22 protein-coding genes are annotated in these 17,845 nt (G+C 49.5%); 12 read left to right on the forward strand and 10 right to left on the reverse strand.

All coding sequences use genetic code 11. The features are described 5' to 3' along the window. The first annotated feature begins 162 nt into the window (after positions 1–162). Positions 163–621, forward strand: coding sequence for a hypothetical protein (locus F3J37_RS06895; RefSeq protein WP_160867091.1), 459 nt, complete (start codon positions 163–165; stop codon positions 619–621). A 38-nt stretch (positions 622–659) separates the two neighbouring features. Here F3J37_RS06895 and F3J37_RS06900 read toward each other — a convergent pair whose 3' ends face one another. The 3 genes from F3J37_RS06900 to F3J37_RS06910 form a co-directional block, all read right to left on the reverse strand. Then, positions 660–1,289, reverse strand: coding sequence for a LysE family translocator (locus F3J37_RS06900; RefSeq protein WP_166932632.1), 630 nt, complete (start codon positions 1,287–1,289; stop codon positions 660–662). A gap of 75 nt (positions 1,290–1,364) precedes the next feature. Next, on the reverse strand, positions 1,365–2,114 hold the full coding sequence (locus F3J37_RS06905; RefSeq protein ID WP_166932634.1) for a YoaK family protein: 750 nt from the start codon (positions 2,112–2,114) through the stop codon (positions 1,365–1,367). 313 nt (positions 2,115–2,427) lie between these two features. Continuing rightward, the gene (locus tag F3J37_RS06910) at positions 2,428–2,610 is read right to left on the reverse strand and encodes a hypothetical protein (protein WP_166932636.1); all 183 of its coding nucleotides are present in this window, start codon (positions 2,608–2,610) and stop codon (positions 2,428–2,430) included. Between the two features lie 214 nt (positions 2,611–2,824). Between F3J37_RS06910 and F3J37_RS06915 the strand changes: the two genes are divergently transcribed. Both F3J37_RS06915 and F3J37_RS06920 read left to right on the forward strand, forming a co-directional pair. Next, positions 2,825–4,726, forward strand: coding sequence for an acyltransferase family protein (locus tag F3J37_RS06915; RefSeq protein ID WP_166932638.1), 1,902 nt, complete (start codon positions 2,825–2,827; stop codon positions 4,724–4,726). A 243-nt stretch (positions 4,727–4,969) separates the two neighbouring features. After that, positions 4,970–5,269: a helix-turn-helix domain-containing protein gene (locus tag F3J37_RS06920; protein WP_034830328.1), complete on the forward strand. Its 300-nt coding sequence runs from the start codon at positions 4,970–4,972 to the stop codon at positions 5,267–5,269. On the opposite strand, the gene F3J37_RS06925 is transcribed toward F3J37_RS06920, so the two are convergent. The 4 genes from F3J37_RS06925 to F3J37_RS06940 all read right to left on the reverse strand — a co-directional run bounded on the left by F3J37_RS06925 (position 5,266) and on the right by F3J37_RS06940 (position 7,889). Next, positions 5,266–5,883: a class I SAM-dependent DNA methyltransferase gene (locus F3J37_RS06925; RefSeq protein WP_166932640.1), complete on the reverse strand. Its 618-nt coding sequence runs from the start codon at positions 5,881–5,883 to the stop codon at positions 5,266–5,268. The genes F3J37_RS06920 and F3J37_RS06925 overlap by 4 nt on opposite strands. A 42-nt stretch (positions 5,884–5,925) precedes the next feature. After that, positions 5,926–6,270, reverse strand: coding sequence for a cupin domain-containing protein (locus F3J37_RS06930; protein WP_166932642.1), 345 nt, complete (start codon positions 6,268–6,270; stop codon positions 5,926–5,928). Beyond that, a complete protein-coding gene (locus F3J37_RS06935) occupies positions 6,267–6,872 on the reverse strand; it encodes a hypothetical protein (protein ID WP_205298887.1) in 606 nt (201 codons plus the stop codon). Before F3J37_RS06935 ends, F3J37_RS06930 begins: the two co-directional genes overlap by 4 nt. Positions 6,873–6,950: 78 nt before the next feature. Continuing rightward, positions 6,951–7,889 (reverse strand): LysR substrate-binding domain-containing protein, encoded by a 939-nt coding sequence (locus F3J37_RS06940; RefSeq protein WP_166932644.1) that lies wholly within the window; start codon positions 7,887–7,889, stop codon positions 6,951–6,953. A 165-nt stretch (positions 7,890–8,054) separates the two neighbouring features. Between F3J37_RS06940 and F3J37_RS06945 the strand changes: the two genes are divergently transcribed. From F3J37_RS06945 to F3J37_RS06965, 5 genes are all read left to right on the forward strand, one after another. Continuing rightward, positions 8,055–8,831, forward strand: a complete 777-nt coding sequence (locus F3J37_RS06945; protein WP_166932646.1) for an SDR family NAD(P)-dependent oxidoreductase — start codon at positions 8,055–8,057, stop codon at positions 8,829–8,831. Positions 8,832–9,015: 184 nt separating this feature from the next. Then, the gene (locus tag F3J37_RS06950; protein WP_166932648.1) at positions 9,016–10,221 is read left to right on the forward strand and encodes an MFS transporter; all 1,206 of its coding nucleotides are present in this window, start codon (positions 9,016–9,018) and stop codon (positions 10,219–10,221) included. 211 nt (positions 10,222–10,432) lie between these two features. Then, a complete protein-coding gene (locus F3J37_RS06955; protein ID WP_166932650.1) occupies positions 10,433–11,209 on the forward strand; it encodes an isocitrate lyase/PEP mutase family protein in 777 nt (258 codons plus the stop codon). Then, positions 11,193–12,239: a bifunctional transcriptional activator/DNA repair enzyme AdaA gene (locus F3J37_RS06960; RefSeq protein WP_166932652.1), complete on the forward strand. Its 1,047-nt coding sequence runs from the start codon at positions 11,193–11,195 to the stop codon at positions 12,237–12,239. Before F3J37_RS06955 ends, F3J37_RS06960 begins: the two co-directional genes overlap by 17 nt. A gap of 187 nt (positions 12,240–12,426) precedes the next feature. Then, positions 12,427–12,615, forward strand: coding sequence for a hypothetical protein (locus tag F3J37_RS06965; RefSeq protein WP_034830320.1), 189 nt, complete (start codon positions 12,427–12,429; stop codon positions 12,613–12,615). Positions 12,616–12,870: 255 nt separating this feature from the next. On the opposite strand, the gene F3J37_RS28105 is transcribed toward F3J37_RS06965, so the two are convergent. Beyond that, entirely contained in the window at positions 12,871–13,107 is a 237-nt protein-coding gene (locus F3J37_RS28105; protein ID WP_240154076.1) for a helix-turn-helix domain-containing protein, read from the reverse strand. Positions 13,108–13,259: 152 nt separating this feature from the next. On the opposite strand from F3J37_RS28105, the gene F3J37_RS06975 reads away from it, so the two are divergent. From F3J37_RS06975 to F3J37_RS06990, 4 genes are all read left to right on the forward strand, one after another. Next, positions 13,260–14,579, forward strand: coding sequence for an LLM class flavin-dependent oxidoreductase (locus F3J37_RS06975; protein WP_166932654.1), 1,320 nt, complete (start codon positions 13,260–13,262; stop codon positions 14,577–14,579). A gap of 318 nt (positions 14,580–14,897) precedes the next feature. After that, complete coding sequence (locus F3J37_RS06980) at positions 14,898–15,332, forward strand: hypothetical protein (RefSeq protein ID WP_369410656.1); 435 nt, start codon at positions 14,898–14,900, stop codon at positions 15,330–15,332. A 125-nt stretch (positions 15,333–15,457) separates the two neighbouring features. After that, positions 15,458–15,976 carry a GNAT family N-acetyltransferase gene (locus F3J37_RS06985; protein WP_166932658.1) on the forward strand — a complete coding sequence of 173 codons (519 nt, stop codon included), beginning with the start codon at positions 15,458–15,460 and terminating at the stop codon, positions 15,974–15,976. A gap of 75 nt (positions 15,977–16,051) precedes the next feature. Next, positions 16,052–16,483, forward strand: a complete 432-nt coding sequence (locus tag F3J37_RS06990) for a bifunctional diaminohydroxyphosphoribosylaminopyrimidine deaminase/5-amino-6-(5-phosphoribosylamino)uracil reductase RibD (protein ID WP_166932660.1) — start codon at positions 16,052–16,054, stop codon at positions 16,481–16,483. A gap of 458 nt (positions 16,484–16,941) precedes the next feature. Here F3J37_RS06990 and F3J37_RS06995 read toward each other — a convergent pair whose 3' ends face one another. After that, positions 16,942–17,163, reverse strand: a complete 222-nt coding sequence (locus F3J37_RS06995; RefSeq protein WP_166932661.1) for a hypothetical protein — start codon at positions 17,161–17,163, stop codon at positions 16,942–16,944. 215 nt (positions 17,164–17,378) lie between these two features. Next, the gene (locus F3J37_RS07000) at positions 17,379–17,798 is read right to left on the reverse strand and encodes a bleomycin resistance protein (RefSeq protein WP_240154077.1); all 420 of its coding nucleotides are present in this window, start codon (positions 17,796–17,798) and stop codon (positions 17,379–17,381) included. Between the last annotated feature and the right edge of the window lie 47 nt (positions 17,799–17,845).

Genomic DNA, 17,845 nt, shown 5'->3' on the forward strand with positions numbered 1-17,845 from the left:
GCGGGTGCCCTGGTTTTACCCATTTGCATTCCGTGCTGTGTTCCTGCAGATGAAACACCTGGAGACAGGTTTTCGGAAAATACTGGATTTGTGTGACTGTCATCACTCCGCGAGGCACGCTAAAATAATCGCTTCTCATTTAGCAAAAGGTTTTTCGTCACGATGTTTTCGCGTTTCACTCTGGCCGCTCTGACGGCCGCACTCATGCTTACCGGTTGTGCACGTCACGCCGCAGACAGCAACGCTACCGCGCAAGCTGACGCTCCAGCTGCTGCGCCCATCGAGAATGACAACATTCCTTCCCAGTTTGATAGCGGCCCGACCGTGATCAACGTTTCTCATCTGATCACGCGTACCGATGACGGGTCTTCCGTTTACGTGACGGTAGATGGTCAGGATGCCGGGCTGCTGCAAAAAGGCGAGAATAAAGAGATCCGCGTCAGTGAAGGTAAACACCAGGTCGGTGGTTACGTGCAGACGCTGTTCGGATTTGGCAGGGTGACCATCGCGTCGGTGGATGTGACCACCGACACCAAAGGCCCAAAGAACGTGGTCTATTCGGTGACGCGTCAGAAGCCGACCTTTAGCGAAACCCAGGCCGCTGCGCCAAACAACTCCTGATTTGCAAGCGGTGCTGCGCTTGCCAGCACCGCCCCCGTTTAATTCCGGCTAAATACCAGTTTCAATCCCGCAACGGCGAAGCAGCACGCCAGCAGCGCATCCAGCCCACGGCGGATACGGCGATAAAATGCCGCCATGACCGCAGTGGAGAACAACAGCGCATAGCCGCAAAACACCAGCACGCAGATCGTGGCACAACCGGCGATGATCATCGGTAAGGTTGAAGTCGCTGCATCCGGTTTCAGTGCCACCGACATGATCGCCACCCAGGTGAGAATCGCCTTAGGATTGCCAACGTGCATCAAAATACCCTGACGAAACAGCCTGATAAAGGCGACTTTGTCGCCGCTGGCGCTTAATTCATTCGCATCAGGACGGCGTAAAGCCGATTTACCCGCCTTATAGGCCAGCCACAGCAGATATAAGCCACCGCCGATTTTCAGCACAATCAAGAGCTGAGCAAAGGTTGCCAGTACGGTTAACACGCCGCAGGCTGCCAGCAGCGCCCACATCATCGAACCGCTGATCACACCACTTGCTAGCGCCAGTGCGGCACCGTGTCCTCTCTTCATCGCCGTGCCCATGATCGCCATATTGCTCGGGCCAGGGCTGGCGGTGGCAACAAAATAGGTGGTGTAGATTAAAATCAATTCGTGTGAAAGCGCCATGTCGTCCTCTGCGATGAGATTGTCCTGCTTTTGTTATATCGCCTGCATCGCAGAATGACTACTGCTGATTCCGTCTTAAGAAGGAATCGCTTTGGCGTAACCGCGACGCTTCACTTTATAAAGCGTGAAAATGATCGAAAGCGTGGCAATCACCACCAAAATCAATCCGGGGCCAATCAGCGACCCGAAGCCTAAAGCATTGAAGATTAGCAGGCCGACAATGCCACCGGTCAGGAAGGAGAAAATGGTCACCAGATGGGTATTCAGCTGCTGTTTAAAGGCACGGATGTTTTTGGAGGGATCGCGGCGTAATAATGCAACAAATACCGAACCGATAGAGATACCTGCATCGGTTAGTGTGCCGGTAATATGGGTCGATCGTACACGGCCGTTCGAAAGTTGCGTCGAGGTGGAGTTATGTACACCCATTAAAAAGGCCAATAGCAGCAATATTTCGCCGTTATTATTCGACGAGAAATAATAAATTTCGAACAATGACGTCATAATTAACAGCACGCCTTCCACCAGCAGAATGCAGCTAAATATGGTGCGCAGTCCATTAATCACGCCAAGCACCACCGAAATCCTTGCCACCACCGCACCGGTGACAAAGGCACCAATCATGGCAATGAAGACTTTAAGATTACGTATATCCATCTCATTCAAATCGCTGGAGATTTGTGCGATGTTGCCGGACATATGCGAGGGGAAAAAGCCAAAGGCGGCTAACGCCATGGCGTTCAATAATCCCGCTGATGTGGCCAGGCACAGGGCGAGATTACGATCTTCAACGTGTGTTCTGGTGCGCTTCAGTTTTATCAGCATAATTCACCCTTGCTCATTGAGAGTATTGTGATAACGCAATGCGTCAAATCTGGTGTTCGCCAGTGAATAAGTGAAGCACAAAAATCTTAAGGGGATCTTAATAACTTTCAGATATAGATAAATCTTATTATGGGTGTAAAGATATCTAAGGAAGATTGCCAGTTGCGTTATCTCTGTTTACTTTGGCCTGATGTGCTTATGTTCATGGGACTCTCTAAATCAACTGCAATTATGCTCAACCTGAGCAGCCGCGTGCGTGACTTCGGATCAATCGTCTGGTTAGCCATGGCGCGCAGTGCGCGAATCTGACGCATCAACTCCTCATCGCCATCGCCATCGCCATGACATTGACGCCACACATCATGCGACTGTGTTGATTTGAGGATGCCGCTGCGGCATTAGCGCCAGATAAAGCTGAATTGTTTATCTTTTCTGGTTTATTAATATCTATTGATAGGAGTGTACCATTATTCTGAATATCCTGAAGGCCTTCCATTTAATTCAATAATCACTCTCAGAGGGTGCCCCCGTTCTCACCTTTGACAACTTAATGAAAATTAAAATGCTAATGACATTATTCTAAGAAAAAACACCAGGTGTACAGTTCCATCGGTAATGGGATGGTTGTGCATCTGGCACGGTTTCATCGATTGCCGCGCCTTTTCACAATCTTTACATTATCCTGAAAACCTCTTTCAGGGATCATCCCAATGAATTTCCGCTCTGACATAAACGGGCTGCGTGCCTATGCGGTTATGTTAGTCATCCTCTACCACTTTGGTTTTACCCAGGTGAGCGGAGGATTCCTCGGTGTGGATGTGTTCTTTGTTATTTCTGGCTATTTAATGACGGGAATTATTCTCTCGCGACTTAATCATCAGAAATTTTCACTGATGGCTTTCTATGCCGCGCGCTGCAGGCGAATTATCCCGCCATTAATGGTGCTGTGCGCAATATTAATGTTGATGGGTTATTTCCTGATGCCGCCAGACGAGTATCAACGCATGGCGGAGCATGCGGTCTCCAGCCTCAGCTTTATATCCAATGTGGTCTATTTCAAACAGGGCGGTTATTTTGATACCGGATCGGTATATAAATGGCTGCTGCATACCTGGTCGTTAAGCGTTGAGTGGCAGTTTTATTTGTTATTACCTTTGGCGTTGATGTCCACCGCGCGTTTCCTGCGCCAGCAATTTGCCTGGGTGATGAGCATAGCGGCGCTGTTGTCGTTTGGCCTGGTGCTGGCGATGGTTTCTGCTGATTATCATCTCACCGCCACCTATTATTTGTTGCCCACCCGCGCGTGGGAAATGCTGGTTGGCGGATTAGTGTATCTGGCACCTAAAACACGACTGAGCGGGCAGGGCTGGGTTCCACCACTGAGTATTCTGGCGCTGATTTTGTGTGCGCTGATATTTGATGAGAATAGCGCGTGGCCCGGCATCATGACGTTGATACCGGTGTTGTTCACCGCGCTGATCCTTCATGCGGGGGTACAGAACAGTCGGTGGTTAAATCATCGCGTGATGCAGCACATCGGTAAAACGTCTTATTCGATCTATTTATGGCATTGGCCCTTGTGGGTGTTCTGGCATCTGGCGGACTGGCCGGTCACGTTCGTCAGCCAGGTATTACTGATCCTGCTGTCACTGGCTGCCGGTTGGGCTTCTTACGTCTGGGTTGAGAACAGGCAAAGCTGGTTCAGCCGGAAAACCTATATCGCGCTGGGACAGGCTGCTGTGGTGATGTTGTTCGGTGTGACGATCGTTGCGAGGGCGGGAATCCCTTCGCGCGCGCCCGCCGTGGTGGCCTCAATCGATCACTATTCACAGCAACGCTTTGCGCTGGCTAAAAATTGCTTTGTGTTCAGCGGCAGCACATCACCACAGTGCGTATTTGGCGATGCCAGAAAGGTGAATCTGGTGGTGCTGGGTGATAGCCACGCCGCCGCCATGTTGTCCTCGATTGTGGCCAGCGCGGGAACGCAGGATGGCGTGGTGTTCATCGCACAGTCTGGCTGTCCTTCAGTGCCGGATATTCAACGCCGCGCCAGCCCTGATTGCGGTGGCTTTGTAAAAGCGGCAATGGCTGATATTGAACGCAAATATCCCAACGCATCGGTATTGATCATCAATCGCATGTCGTTTTATCTGCACGGCGAGTATGGCAGCGGCAGCAGCGCACCGACCTATAGCTTCAGGCAGGACGGCAGTTCCATCGACGCCTACCAACAGCATTTTGGCGCGGCGGTGAAACAACTCGCCAGCCATCATCGTGTATTCATCATGACGCCGGTGCCGGAATTCGGTTATGACGTGATTTATCGCATGTCACGCGATGCGATGCGCGGCAAAGTGCTGACCATTCAGCAATCTCGCGCTGAGTATCAATTACGTCATCAGGACGCGCTGGCAATGCTCAACAAGATCGTGGCGCTCTCACCTAACATCACCTTGCTGGATGCCACGCAGGGATTGTGTGACAGCCGTTACTGCTACGGAGCCAGGGAGAATGTGCCTCTGTATCGCGACGATAACCACCTTTCGGAAGTGGGAAACAAAAGTCTGAGCGGGGTGTTTGCAGGGATGTGGGGGATAATTGAGGGGCGGTGAGTCGTTAAGCAAAGTCATCAACGTGGGGCAAAGCCGTCTCTTTTTCGGATATGTATCTGAAATTTTTGAAACAACGCGACAAGAATGCGCAAAACTAATGAAGCGGGGTCTCGTTTATAGCACTTGACTGCTATGTAGTCAGGAATGGCTCAATATAGATTGTAATATATATATCCTTGTATAGACTCTAATCTATAAGGATGTATTGTGTGGAGTGTTAGGACAAATACAAAAGGGCTAAAAATGAAAACGTTAGAAGACCTGATGGCGGATTTAACGCCTGAGGAGCTCGTTCAGGTAAATGATAAAGTGGTGGCAATGCGCCTGGACTCCCAACTTTATAAGTTACGCGAGGCGCTGCAAAAAACGCAAAAACAACAAGCGGAAGCCATGGGAATCGCTCAACCGTCGGTTGCAGCAATTGAAGCGCGTGGCGAAGACCTGAAAATTGCCACCTTAAAGCGTTATGTTGAGGCGCTGGGCGGGCAATTAACGATTGGCGTAAATATGCCTGGCGGCCAGCACGTCGATTTTGCGCTTTAAGCAGTTTTGTTTTTCTGAGCCAGCCACACCGTCCTGCCACCGCAGGTGGCATCTTCGGTGACCTGATTAACCACGCTGAAACTGTTATCCGACAGCAGTTGGCGGAACTCATCGTGATCCAGACTGGCATGATAGAGCGGACGGTCAAGGAAAGTGCCCATTGCTTCGCCGTCGCCGTGCCCGCTGGTGAACATCAATGCCGCGCCGTTCTGGGCATGCTGAGCAAAACGTGGAAACATCGCGCGTTGATGATCGCGCGTCAGGTGGAAGAAACTGTCCCAAGCGATGATACCGTTGAAAGCCTTTGCGAGTGCCAGCGTGCGCATGTCGGCAATATGCCATTGTGCTTGCGGGAACCGTTCACGACAGCGGGCGATCATCGGCTCGGAAGCATCCACCCCCGTGACCTTGAATTGCTGCTGCAAAAAGTGCTGCGCAATAGGAATACCCGCGCCGCAGCCCACATCCAGGATCTCACCGCCAGCGGGAATCAGATCCAGAAAACGCGCCAACCAGTGCTGCTCGATAAAGTGCTTAATGCGATGGTTATCCCAGACTTCGGCACCTTCCCGATACAGGTCAATAATATGGTCAGCTTCTTTTTCGTGATTCATGGCCTGCCTTCATTGGGGTTGAGGGTTCATTATCGTTGAAACTCAGCATGCTGAAAGATCAGTACGGTCCCCTCGTGGCGTTGGATGGGAGATCACAAGAAATTCCACTGGAGATTCACTATCGTTTCTTGCTTGATGCCTTGCGCCGGGGGCGATTTCAAGACCCTGCTGGGCCCTGATGTCGTGGTTTTCACCTTCCAGTTCCATCGTCAGGACGCCCTGCAGAACGAAAAAGAATTGTCTGGATACGGAGTGAAAGTGACGTGTTTCACAGGTGCCAGGAGGCATTTTCTCATGAATAATCAACATGTCCTGACGATTGACTAAATACCAACCGTCGCAGTTATCACCCCAGACATAATGCTCAGCATTCTCTTGCGAAATCATCTCGTTGCCTTATCTGAATATTTTTCTAACTCACGCTTAACGGCGCTCAACGTTCTGCGCCGAATCAAACCACTTCCCGCTCTGATCGCCAGCCAATAAGCTGCCATCTTAAAATGAGAGGCTTTGTCGGGGCAGTGGATGAACGTTTCCGTAATAAGTTCGGACTGGCTGCCATTAATGATATTAACTTGATAGCGCAGCAACAGCTTTGCAGCACCCGGCCGCGCGGGCTGCTGATACTCTTCAGCGTCTGAAATCTTTTCCAGGCCAAAGTCGGCACGCCAAAACTCGCCTCTTAAGCCATAGCATAGTTCTAAAGCAGAGGCGTGAAGAAGCGTGAAGGTTTGCAGACCGAATTGATCATCCTGGGATACAGGGGCCTTTCTTTGCAGTTTACGCGGCAACTGTCGTATCGACATCAATGCCCGGATAACCGCATCCTGCTCAAGATCGAAGGCCTTGATAAGCGGCATGATCTTTTCCGGGCTGGTGGTTTGGATTACCGCGCTGTGTTTTTCGTGGAACTGGAAATCAGGCAGGTAGGGCGGAACGTCACTCCAATTAGTCAGCATTTTCTTTGACACAAAACCCAGTGAAATCATCCTTAACCTCGTTTTGGGGTGTTAATGCATTCGGCATATGTTCACTAACATAGTCAGGTTGCCTGCGAAATACGCCACTTATTGATTGTCTTCACATGCGGTTGACTCATCATCACTCTTCACGTCCCCAATAAGCCAGTCATGGAACATTCTGACTTCACTTCGCATAGTCTGATGCTGCGGTGTCACCAGATAATAAGCCCATTTCAGCGGCCAACGTTTCTCAGGGTGGAGCTGCGCGAGTTGACCGGTTTCAATAAGTTGTTTAACCAGCGCATGGCGAACAATGGCAACGCCCCGACCGCTTAACGCAGATAAAATCACTGCTGCAGTGGAGTTGATGTGCAGCCCACTCTCAAGTGCTTCAGGTGCATTTACCGCCTTAAGAACATCCTCCCATGAAGGAAAGTCTGCACCGGGATGTGGCGTGTCATCATGAATCAACTTTTGCGTGGCGAGCCATTTACCACAGGCCATTTTTTGCGGCGGGGAAAGCCGTGGACTGCATACTAATACCGCCTCCTCATCCATCAGCCATGTTTTGTTCACGCCAGGCCAGTCTCCCAGCCCACAACGAATGCCGATATCCGCTTCACCGTGTGACACATCCATCAGCTTGTCCGTCACGTTGAGGCGCAAGTCGGTATTTTCATGCATTTCAGAGAACCGGTTCAGGCGCTCCATCAGCCAGTTCATCATCAAAACCTGTGACGCAGTGACAACAATGGCTGAGCGCGCACGGCGGCCACGCAGTTTAGTCAGGCCGGTTTCGAGCTTGTCCAATCCCTGAGTGATGTCCTCAAGGGCTTCCTGAGCTTCATCGACCAGTGTCAGACGCGCTTTGCCGCTGCGTGTGCGGTGAAGCAGCGGGTGCCCAACCCAATCTTCGAGCGATCGGACGAGTTGACCAACCGCTGCTGACGTGACACCCAGCTCTTGCGCTGCGCCGGTAAAGCTTCCGTGCCGCGCGGTTGCCTCAAAAGCATGCAGCCATTTCAGTCGGTTTAGCGATCGCATAGAAATATTCCTGATCAACGCTAACAGAGTTAACGAAAAAGATTTTCTTTCTTGTGACACAACTTCTTCTCATTCGTCAACCTGAAGCCGTGATGGCACTCTGCGTTCACACAATGAAGAACTCTACTCTTCATTCATGATAATCAACGATTTATGAGGTTAGTGATGAACACATCTTTTGCCGGAAAAAAACTGTTAGTGGTCGGCGGTACCAGCGGCATGGGTTTCGAAACGGCGAAACTGATTTTAGAAAACGGAGGCCATGTTGTGCTGGTGGGTAGCCGTCAGGATAAAGCTGAACAGGCTCGGCAGGCATTGGCTGCGGACAGCAAGGTATCTGTGATTGTGGCCGACCTGACAAAAGAGGAAGGACTGCAGAAAGTGGTTAAAACCATCAATGCGGAACATAAAGACATCAGTCTGCTGGTGAATGCCGCAGGGGTATTCTTCCCAAAACCGTTTATCGAACATGAAGCGTCTGACTATGACATGTACATGAGCATCAACCGCGCCACCTTCTTTATCACCCGCGATGTGGTGCGCAATATGGTTGCGGCCGATATTAAAGGCTCAATCGTCAACATTGGTTCTATGTGGGCACAGCAGGCAATCGGTGCCACGCCGTCCTCTGCCTATTCAATGGCAAAAGCGGGATTGCATGCGATGACTAAAAACCTGGCGATTGAGCTCGGTGAGAAGGGTATTCGCGTGAATGCTGTCTCACCGGCGGTTGTGCATACACCGATTTACGAAGGTTTTATCCCAAAAGACGACGTGAAAAATGTAATGAACAGCTTTGACAGCTTCCATCCAATTGGTCGCGTGGGCACGCAGGCAGACATTGCTGAGACCGTGGCTTTTCTGCTTTCAGATAAGACAGGCTGGGTGACCGGCGCAATTTGGGACACTGATGGTGGCGTGATGGCAGGACGTAACGCATGATGGCGATGCCGTTCATACGTTCGGGTTTGTAAGCACTCCGGCGCAGACAGAACATCATTATGTTTCAGTCGCCTCTTAGTGGTTCCTGCCATCATCGAGGCGATGCCGTTTGAACAGGCAAACGAGGCGTAAGGAAAAGCACGTTATTGGATCGTGCTTACAATCACTAAGGATGCTCGATCAGATGATCGCAGAACACACACTTTCCGTCGCAGAGCAAAAAAATAACATTTTCCGTTTGTCCGCGTGCCAGGCGCTTGCCGGCGCGAATGCCGTGGTGTTCTATGCCACTGGCGCCATCGTGGGTAATGATATTGCGCCCAGCCCAACGCTCGCCACATTGCCGGTCACCATGTTTGTCCTGGGGATGGCTGCATGCATCCTGCCTCTCGGCGCATTGGCTAAAAAAAGGGGCCGTAAAACCGTCTTTATGGTGGGAACCGGTGCAGGGGTGTTAACCGGTCTGGTAGCCGCTCTGGCCGTTGTGATCAGCTCCTTCCTGCTATTTTGTCTCGCTGGATTTCTTGGCGGAGCCTACGCAGCGGTTGCGCTAAGTTTTCGTTTTGCAGCAACAGACGGCGTTAATCCTGAACGACGCGCGCGTGCTTTGTCTCTGGTCATGGGAGGCGGTGTTCTGGCAGGCGTCATCGGTCCGATGCTGGTGACAACGACGATGAATCTCTGGCCAACTCATCCCTTCGCCGTGACCTTTATAGCCCAGGCATGTGTAGCCGCTATTGCTGCCGTTATCCTGAAAGGCGTTACACCTGCTGAGCCTCCTGTAGCAATACAATCAAAAGGGCGTCCTCTGCGCGACATTGTGCGTCAGCCTGGTTTTACTCTGACCGTGTTCTGCGGTGCAGTAACCTATATGGTTATGAACTTTCTGATGACTGCCGCACCGCTTTCCATGCATATGCACGCTATCTCTCAGCAGGCTTCGAACTTAGGGATTCAGTGGCACGTTATTGCCATGTACGGGCCTGGATTCTTTACAGGCAGGCTGATAAACCGTTTCGGCTCCATGCGAGTGACGGCCGCTGGATTAGTGATTACCGTTGCATCGGTTGCTGCTGGCCTGAGCGGAACAGACATTTTTCATCACTGGCTTTCGTTAATTTTGCTGGGCATCGGCTGGAATTTTGGCTTCACTGGCGCATCAGCAAAAATTGTTGAGTACCACCGGGCAGAAGAAAAAACGCAGGTTCAGTCTCTGAACGATTTTGTGGTATTCGGTGTGATGCTGTTGGGGTCATTTTCTTCCGGCGCTCTGCTAAACCTTTATGGCTGGAATGCTGTCTTGTGGGGATCACTTATCCCGGTAGGTCTTGCCTTTGTGAGCATCATTAAAGGATGGCATGCTCACTCGCAGGGGAAGGGGGTTCTGTAGGGGGGCATCCTGTGTAAGAAATGCGCCAGGGCGGCGCATTTTTTCATTGTGGCGCAGCGGGCCAAATAAACGTTGGATAATGTTGGGATCGCATCGAGGGTGCCGAGGGATTTGTTTCCGCTTCTATCACCAAATGGTCGTCTGAAATTCGGTTGTGCCGTTTTTATTGAATGCTTAGATTCATCTTCAACTTGATTGTGAGGATATGAATATGAATTTTGCAGAACTCCACAGCCAACATGAGCCGTTGCTTATCGCTAATGTTTGGGATGCAGCCAGTGCTGTTGCCGTGCAAAAAGCAGGTTATCAGGCTTTAGGAACGTCCAGCGCAGCAATAGCGGCCACATTAGGATATGAAGACGACCAGAGGATGCCATTTGAAGAATTATTTTATTTGGTCACCCGCATACGGAAAGTCATCACTTTGCCATTAAGCGTAGACATGGAAGCCGGATATGGTGATTCAGTTGAAGAGATTACAACTAATCTCAAACGCCTTGCTCATATAGGTGTATCTGGGGTAAACCTCGAAGACAGCAGGATTATCAATCACGTTCGTCAGCTTGATGATGCGTCTGAATTCTCCTCCACGCTGAGAGCGATTTGCAGTGGTCTGAAAAGTGAGAACTATGATCTCTTTGTAAACGTCCGGACTGACACCTACTTGCTTGCCCATGAAAACGCGTTACAAGAGACGTTAATACGCGGTCAGCTATATAAAGCCGCAGGTGCTGACGGCCTGTTCGTTCCCTGCGTGACGTCAGAGAAAGAGATTACCCTCATTGCGGATTCCATTGATCTTCCTCTGAATGTCATGTGCATGCCAAATCTTCCGCCGTTCAGCAGGCTTAAACTTGCAGGGGTCAGCCGCATATCGATGGGTAACTTTGTTCATTCAGCCCTCCAGTCAAAGCTTGATGATGTGATGAAGGCAATCCGCTGTCACCAAACGTTTGAAGGACTTTTTGCTAATGAAAATTGTCGATGATGATTTGTGTGATATCTGGTATCAGGCATTACTTGAACGTGCTTCAGAATATACGGGGGTATTTTTTGTCGGTGTCATAACGACAGGCGTATTTTGCATCTCGGTATGCCGTGCAAGAAAGCCTAAACGTAAAAATGTCGAATTCTACAAAGATGCTAAATCAGCTCTGGCTGCGGGCTTTCGTCCATGCAAAGTCTGCAGACCAGCGGAAAATGCTCACAGCGCGCCATTGTTTGTTGAGGAAGCGCTTGCACTTGTCAGGCAGGATCTCAAAACCCGTGTAACCGACGCGGATCTTCGTAAGCATGGAATCAGCCCGGAACGCGTACGGCGCTGGTTCATACAAAATCACAGCATTACGTTTCAGGCATTCCAGCGAATGCAGCGGGTAAATATTGCCATTCAGGAGCTTAAAAGCGGGCGTGCGGCGACTGATGTCGCGCTGGACAATGGCTATGAATCACTGAGCGGTTTTGGTTATACCTACAAGCGGCTCACTGGCGCAGCCCCAACTCAACGGGCTGAGGTGATTGTCATTCACCGGTTTACTACTCCGCTGGGGCCAATGTTTGTCTGTGCCACAGAGCGAGGCGTGTGCCTGCTGGAGTTTACCGATCGAAGGTTGTTAGAAACGGAATTTCGCGACATTCAGCGTTTAATGAACGCCAGAATTGTCACAGGAGAAAACAATCATACCCGGCAGACGGTAAAAGAGATCAGCGAATATTTTGCCGGAACGCGCCGACAGTTTGATCTGGTACTCGATGCCCCGGGCAGTGATTTTCAACGATCTGTCTGGCAGGCACTGCGTGCTGTGCCGTATGGTCAAACTTCCTGTTATCAGACTATTTCGCTGCTTCTTAACAAACCCGATGCTGCAAGAGCAATTGCCGCTGCGCATGGTGCAAACCGGATAGCAATTGTTATTCCCTGCCACAGAATATCCGCAAATGATGGAGCTATTACCGGATATGGTGGAGGCATCGCACGCAAAGAGTGGTTAATCGAACATGAAAAGAATATGTCTTAGTTGAACCAATCTGTTGCATCTATCAATCGAACTCACAGCCAAAAGTTGGCTTATATGTAAGCGGGGAAGATAACCAACCTAAGTCTACCCATTCAGGCGGCAAATTTTTCAGGGCGACTTCAGACCCAACCAGGGATATCCTGCACTGAACAAAAATTACCCACTCAAATTTCGGAGAAGAAAATCGATGAAAAGCGCAACCGCAAAGTCCTTAAAAAAAGCGAACGAGTTGTTGAAAAGTGGTGAGTTCAGGGAGGTTGTGCTGGATTTCAATATCAGTGCCGATGAGTTTTTTGAGCTTGCGGATCGCTGGGCAGAGCGAGGAGCCAAAATCAAAAAAGAAGATGGCTCGTTTGTTATCAGGCTAGCTAAATGATGGCCAGCAAAGGCTAAACTTCTAGTACAACAACGCTTTCCGGGGCGAGTATAAGTCCAAAATCAATTTCGGAATCCCGCACCTGCTGTGTGATTACGGCGCTGCTTTCAACATTTAGCTGGAGATCCAGCCAGCTATGCTCTTGAGCAATGGCAGAAATCTCGTCACAGAGTTGCCCCTCCGTTAAAGCCTGAACCCGCCCGATACTGACTTTTCCACGCCTCAGCCCCTTAATCTCATCAAATCGTTATTTTGTCAGGTTGAATTCACGTGCCCGCGGAGTAGGCCAGTGTAGAGAAGTTCACCTGCCGCTGTCATACGCATGCCACCCGGCAGTTGCTCAAATAAAGGTATACCCAGATCTTCTTTCGCCTGGAGGATCTGCCGATTAATGGCTAACGCGGAAACGTGCAGCCTTTCCGCTGTTTTTCGAAGACTTCCATGGCGCGCAACCTCCATAAAGTAGGCTGCAAAGCGGGAAAAAGGACTCATAGGGTTCCTGTACAGTTTTATGCAACAGGGTCGTGCATTTATGCTGATGGATTAGTACACCTTAAATTACCCATACTGCGATGGCAATGCACAGGCTAATCATCCAGGCGATGAGATCGCACTTTGGGACAGTAAAAATAAAAGGTGACGTTATGACACAAAAAAAGCTTCATTTAGCCTTGTTTCTCTTCCCGGGATATCACCTCGGAGCCTGGAGATTGCCGGATGCCATTCCAGAGATAGATCTGGACATCGACCATCTGGTGCACGCCGCACAGCTTGCAGAAGCCGCCAAACTGGATGCCATTTTTTTCGAAGACCAGGCCGCCGTGCGTCGCAGTAATGACATCCTGGCGGGTGACAAGTACGGCGCGGCTAACCCCCGTTCAATTCACTTTGACCCTACGATGGTGCTACCGCTTCTCGCAGCCCATACCTCCAGATTGGGTCTGGCTGCCACAGCCACGACGACATTTAACGAACCGTTCAACATTGCGCGTCGGTTCTCAACGCTCGATTTTATTAGCAAGGGGCGCGCGGGATGGAATTTAGTCACTTCCTTTAACGAAGATGAAGCGCAAAACTATGGCCTGGATGCCCATGTGGGGCACGCTGACCGCTATGGAAGGGCGGAAGAGTTCGTCGACGTTGTTAACGGCCTCTGGGAATCATGGGATGAGGATGCTATTACGCGGGATAAGCAGAGCGGTGTTTACTTCGATGTTGATAAGATGCATTTTCTTCAGCACCAGGGGACGCATTTTAAAGTTCGTGGTCCACTTCCGATGGGGCGCAGCCCACAAGGGCGACCTGTTATTTTTCAGGCCGGCGCATCAGAGCCCGGTCGGGCGCTGGCGGCACGAACGGCTGATGTGGTCTTTACACTGCAATCCACCATCGAAGGCGGGCGCGCATTTCGTGATGACATTCGTCGGCGCGCTCAGGAGTTCGGGCGCTCACCCGATTCAATCAAAATCCTGGTGGGGCTTACTCCCATCATTGCCGAAACAGACCAGAAGGCCAGAGAACTGGCCGATCAAATGCTAGCCCTGATTCCAGATGACATTGCCCTAAGTAATCTGAAACCCCTGGCGGGTGGGGTCGATTTTCGCCAGTTTGACCTTAATGAACTAGTACCAGAACTGCCTGAATCAAACGCGGGAAAATCGCACCGGGACGCGATTATGGCCATTTCCCGTGATAAAAATCTCTCCGTCCTTGAAACTGCCCGCTACTTCGCGGAAGGCAGTTATCTGAAAGCCATCGGTTCCCCGGCCACGGTTGCCGATCAGATGCAAGCCTGGCTTGATGCCGATGCCTGTGATGGATTCCTTGCCGTGCCCACTCATTTCCCTACAGGGGTAGAGGCATTAACTGGTCTTCTAGTGCCGGAACTGCAACGACGAGGCATATTTCGGACCGAATATGAAGGAACTCATCTGCGGGACCACCTCGGACTGACTAAATATTGATTTATACCAGAGGTTATAAAAGTAACAGTGCTGAGCTGCTACCAATTGATTCACACTGAATGCTGTCAGCAATGTCCGCAGAGCTAGCACTGCGGACATTGGCTGTTGTGGATGTCTGCTCTGTGCCAAAAGCGGAAGTTGCTACATCAGCATCTGTAATCAATGCAAAGTAGGCCATGGCTTTAGTATTTCAAAACGCTCGTTAACACTGGGCACAGCTATATGTTTTAATGTCCTGAAACATTGCTCATCATCAGAATCCATTTTCATTAATTCAGATTCAACATCGTGCTTAGAGAGAGAAAATTGGATAAGTATGTGGAACGACTTACAGGCTTCATGCGGGCCTTAGGATGTATGAATGATGCGGCAAACCGCATGTCTGACTATTTTCTAGTAAAACTTGAGGAAACCGATAGCATTTTGACATCACTGGCGATCTATCACTCGTCCATCACTGATGAATTTCCGGCCGCATACTGGCACCCCGAATTAAAAGCGTGCTCTCGGGAAATGTTTATGGATACTGTGAAGTCCCGGTTTTTTGAGCAACAGGACATGCAACGGCTGCCTCGCCCACTCAAACAAAAACTGCTTGCCAATTTCCAAGATGATCTCACTGAAATGACCGGTACTGCTCTGTTATATACCCTCATTACGAGCCCTCCTGTGTGGTATGGCTCACTTCGCGATGAGTTTGTAATTGATTCACAATATGGCAGATACCTCATCCATTTCAGTTGTCATGATTGACGCATTTTATCAACTTCCAAATGCTGCAATGTGCCACGAGCGGACGTCGTTTTAGTTGCTCGGGAGAGATGAATCATGCATGGTGGTAAAGCAGCTGCATTAAATAGCTACGATTGGGATAAGTGATGACTGTTCAGCAAGCGCCTCAACTTGAAACTGCACGACTAATTTTAAGGCAATTTGCGCTCGGCGATTTTCCGGAGCTTATGGCGAGCTGGGCTACTCCTGAGATGGCTAAAATTAATGGCGGTGAGAATCCAACGGCAGAAATCGTTTGGTCACGCTTACTACGCTATATCGGGCACTGGCATGCATTGAGTTATGGCTACTGGGCGGTTATTGAAAAAACAACAAATCGTTATATTGGAGCATTTGGTTTTCAAAATGCCCATCGCGATATCACCCCTGCGTTAAAATACCCTGAAGCTGGATGGGCGTTGATTCCCGAAGTTAGAGGAAAGGGTTATGCGTCTGAAGCACTGACAGCAATTTTACTTTGGGCCGATAAGACATTTTCCTCTTCAGTGTGTTGTATTATTGACGAAGAAAATAGACGCTCAAATTATCTCGCTGAGCGTTTTGGTTTCAAGTTTCAGGGGTATGTTAACTACCATGGTAAGCAGGTACGGATGCTAATACGCTAGTAGTTTTTTATGGACATTAATTTCAGAATCCTTAAAAACTGGCGGTATGTGACTTACACAAAAGACGGAAAGTGGATGAGTGAAGAACTGAAATTCATGTTGTTGGCGCTTGAACACTGCCGCCAGGCATTACCGGAATGCAGGCCTAACCCACCGGTAGGGTGCGTGATTGTTCATAAAGGAGATGTGGTCTCGAAGGGGTTTACGCAATCCCCAGGCCATAGTCACGCTGAGATAGACGCAATTTCTAGACTAAAGGTTCCAATTCGGGAATGTGAAATCTTTGTCACGCTTGAACCCTGCTCCTTCCAGGGAAGAACCCCATCCTGTGCTTTAACACTTGCAGAGTTGAAGCCAAGACATGTCTATGTGGCTTTAGAAGATCCGCACCCTAGAAATAGGGGGGAAGGGCTGAGTATTCTAAAGAATGCAGGTATCAGTTTCACGTTAGGCCTTGGCAAACAAGAAGTTGAAGACTTTTTATCACCCTATTTATTGAGGTCATGACCTGCTCACCTTTGGTTAATACAGAATGCTGTTAACAATGTCTGCAGTTCGCTCACAGTGGACATTGGCTGTTGTGGATGTCTGCTGTGTGCCAATAACGGACATTGCAAACTCAGGACTAGGTTTCTTTAAAGTGAGTAGGACAGTTTAGATATCGAGAACAATAGATGTAAGCATCACGCCCCCCAATTATCCCTTTCAGCCCATGCGGTTTTCCAGCACTCCCATGCATTATTAGTTGCCGGGTCGTCATACTTCCCATCTATTTTGAGTAAGTCGAAGCCTTTAGCATCAGCCCAAAATTCAAATCGCTCTTCGCAAACATTCATCATTAATCACCCACTGGAATAATGTTTTTTAGCGTTTAGACGATATTCTCATAGAACACAGACCTGCTCCTAGCTTATTCACACAGAACGCTATTTGAAATGTCCGCTTTTCGCTCTTAACAGTCGTTTTTAAAGGTTTTCCATATAATGAAAAGCTTTCATCAACTCATCTTCTGTAAGCGGTGACACCAAACTTGCTCCTGAATCTTTCTCAACTTTCATCAATAGCTCGCTTCGGGCGATACCTAATCTATTCGCAACATGGTTAGCACAACTCCGTGCATGTGACGATCTATGAGCAAGGAGGCCTTCTGTGTCTAACACTTTTCTTCTTGATGATGAATGTGACATTCATTCCTCCTTAATCGAATTTGCTTCCCATAGGGCAGGTTGAGATAAAAAATTAATAGCAGTTTCTCACTATTTTCTACCGAGAGACACCGTAAGCTCAATTTCGTAAGCCACGATAGTAGAAATGGATAAAAGAGTCCGATCCTCTTTCAAAGTGGATCCCCAGCCCCATGAATCCAAATCCCCAAAGCCACCCCCAACATCCACAATCACCCTCACTCAACAAACTGGCTAAATCGCAAAAGATAGCCATCGGGATCCTCAACGAGAAACTCTCTCTGGCAAGCCGTGGTTTCTCCAATCTGATAAGTGTTTTCACGCAGCTCCCGATACAGCGGCACACCATGTTTCCTCACCCGCGCCAGCACACACGCAATATCATCCACTTCTATCTGGAAATTCACGCCACGCCCCAGCGGTTTGAGGAGTTCTGCGGTATTCCAGCCTTCGGCGTGAAACTGCTCAAGCATCAGCTGTGCTTCGCCGAGGTTGATGTAAGCAAATTCGGGATCGCTTCGTCTGACCATAATCTGAAATCCCAATACATCAGTGTAAAAATGCAGTGAGGCAGTGAAGTCCGTTACGGTCAATTCGGGCACCATCCGGTTCCAGTAGGGCTCATGCTGAACTGTCATTGCTTATGTCCTTTTAAATAGCACGACCTAGAGTTGATGCCGCGCAA

The organism is Candidatus Pantoea communis (genome assembly GCF_011752685.1).
GTDB classification, from domain to species: domain Bacteria; phylum Pseudomonadota; class Gammaproteobacteria; order Enterobacterales; family Enterobacteriaceae; genus Pantoea; species Pantoea communis.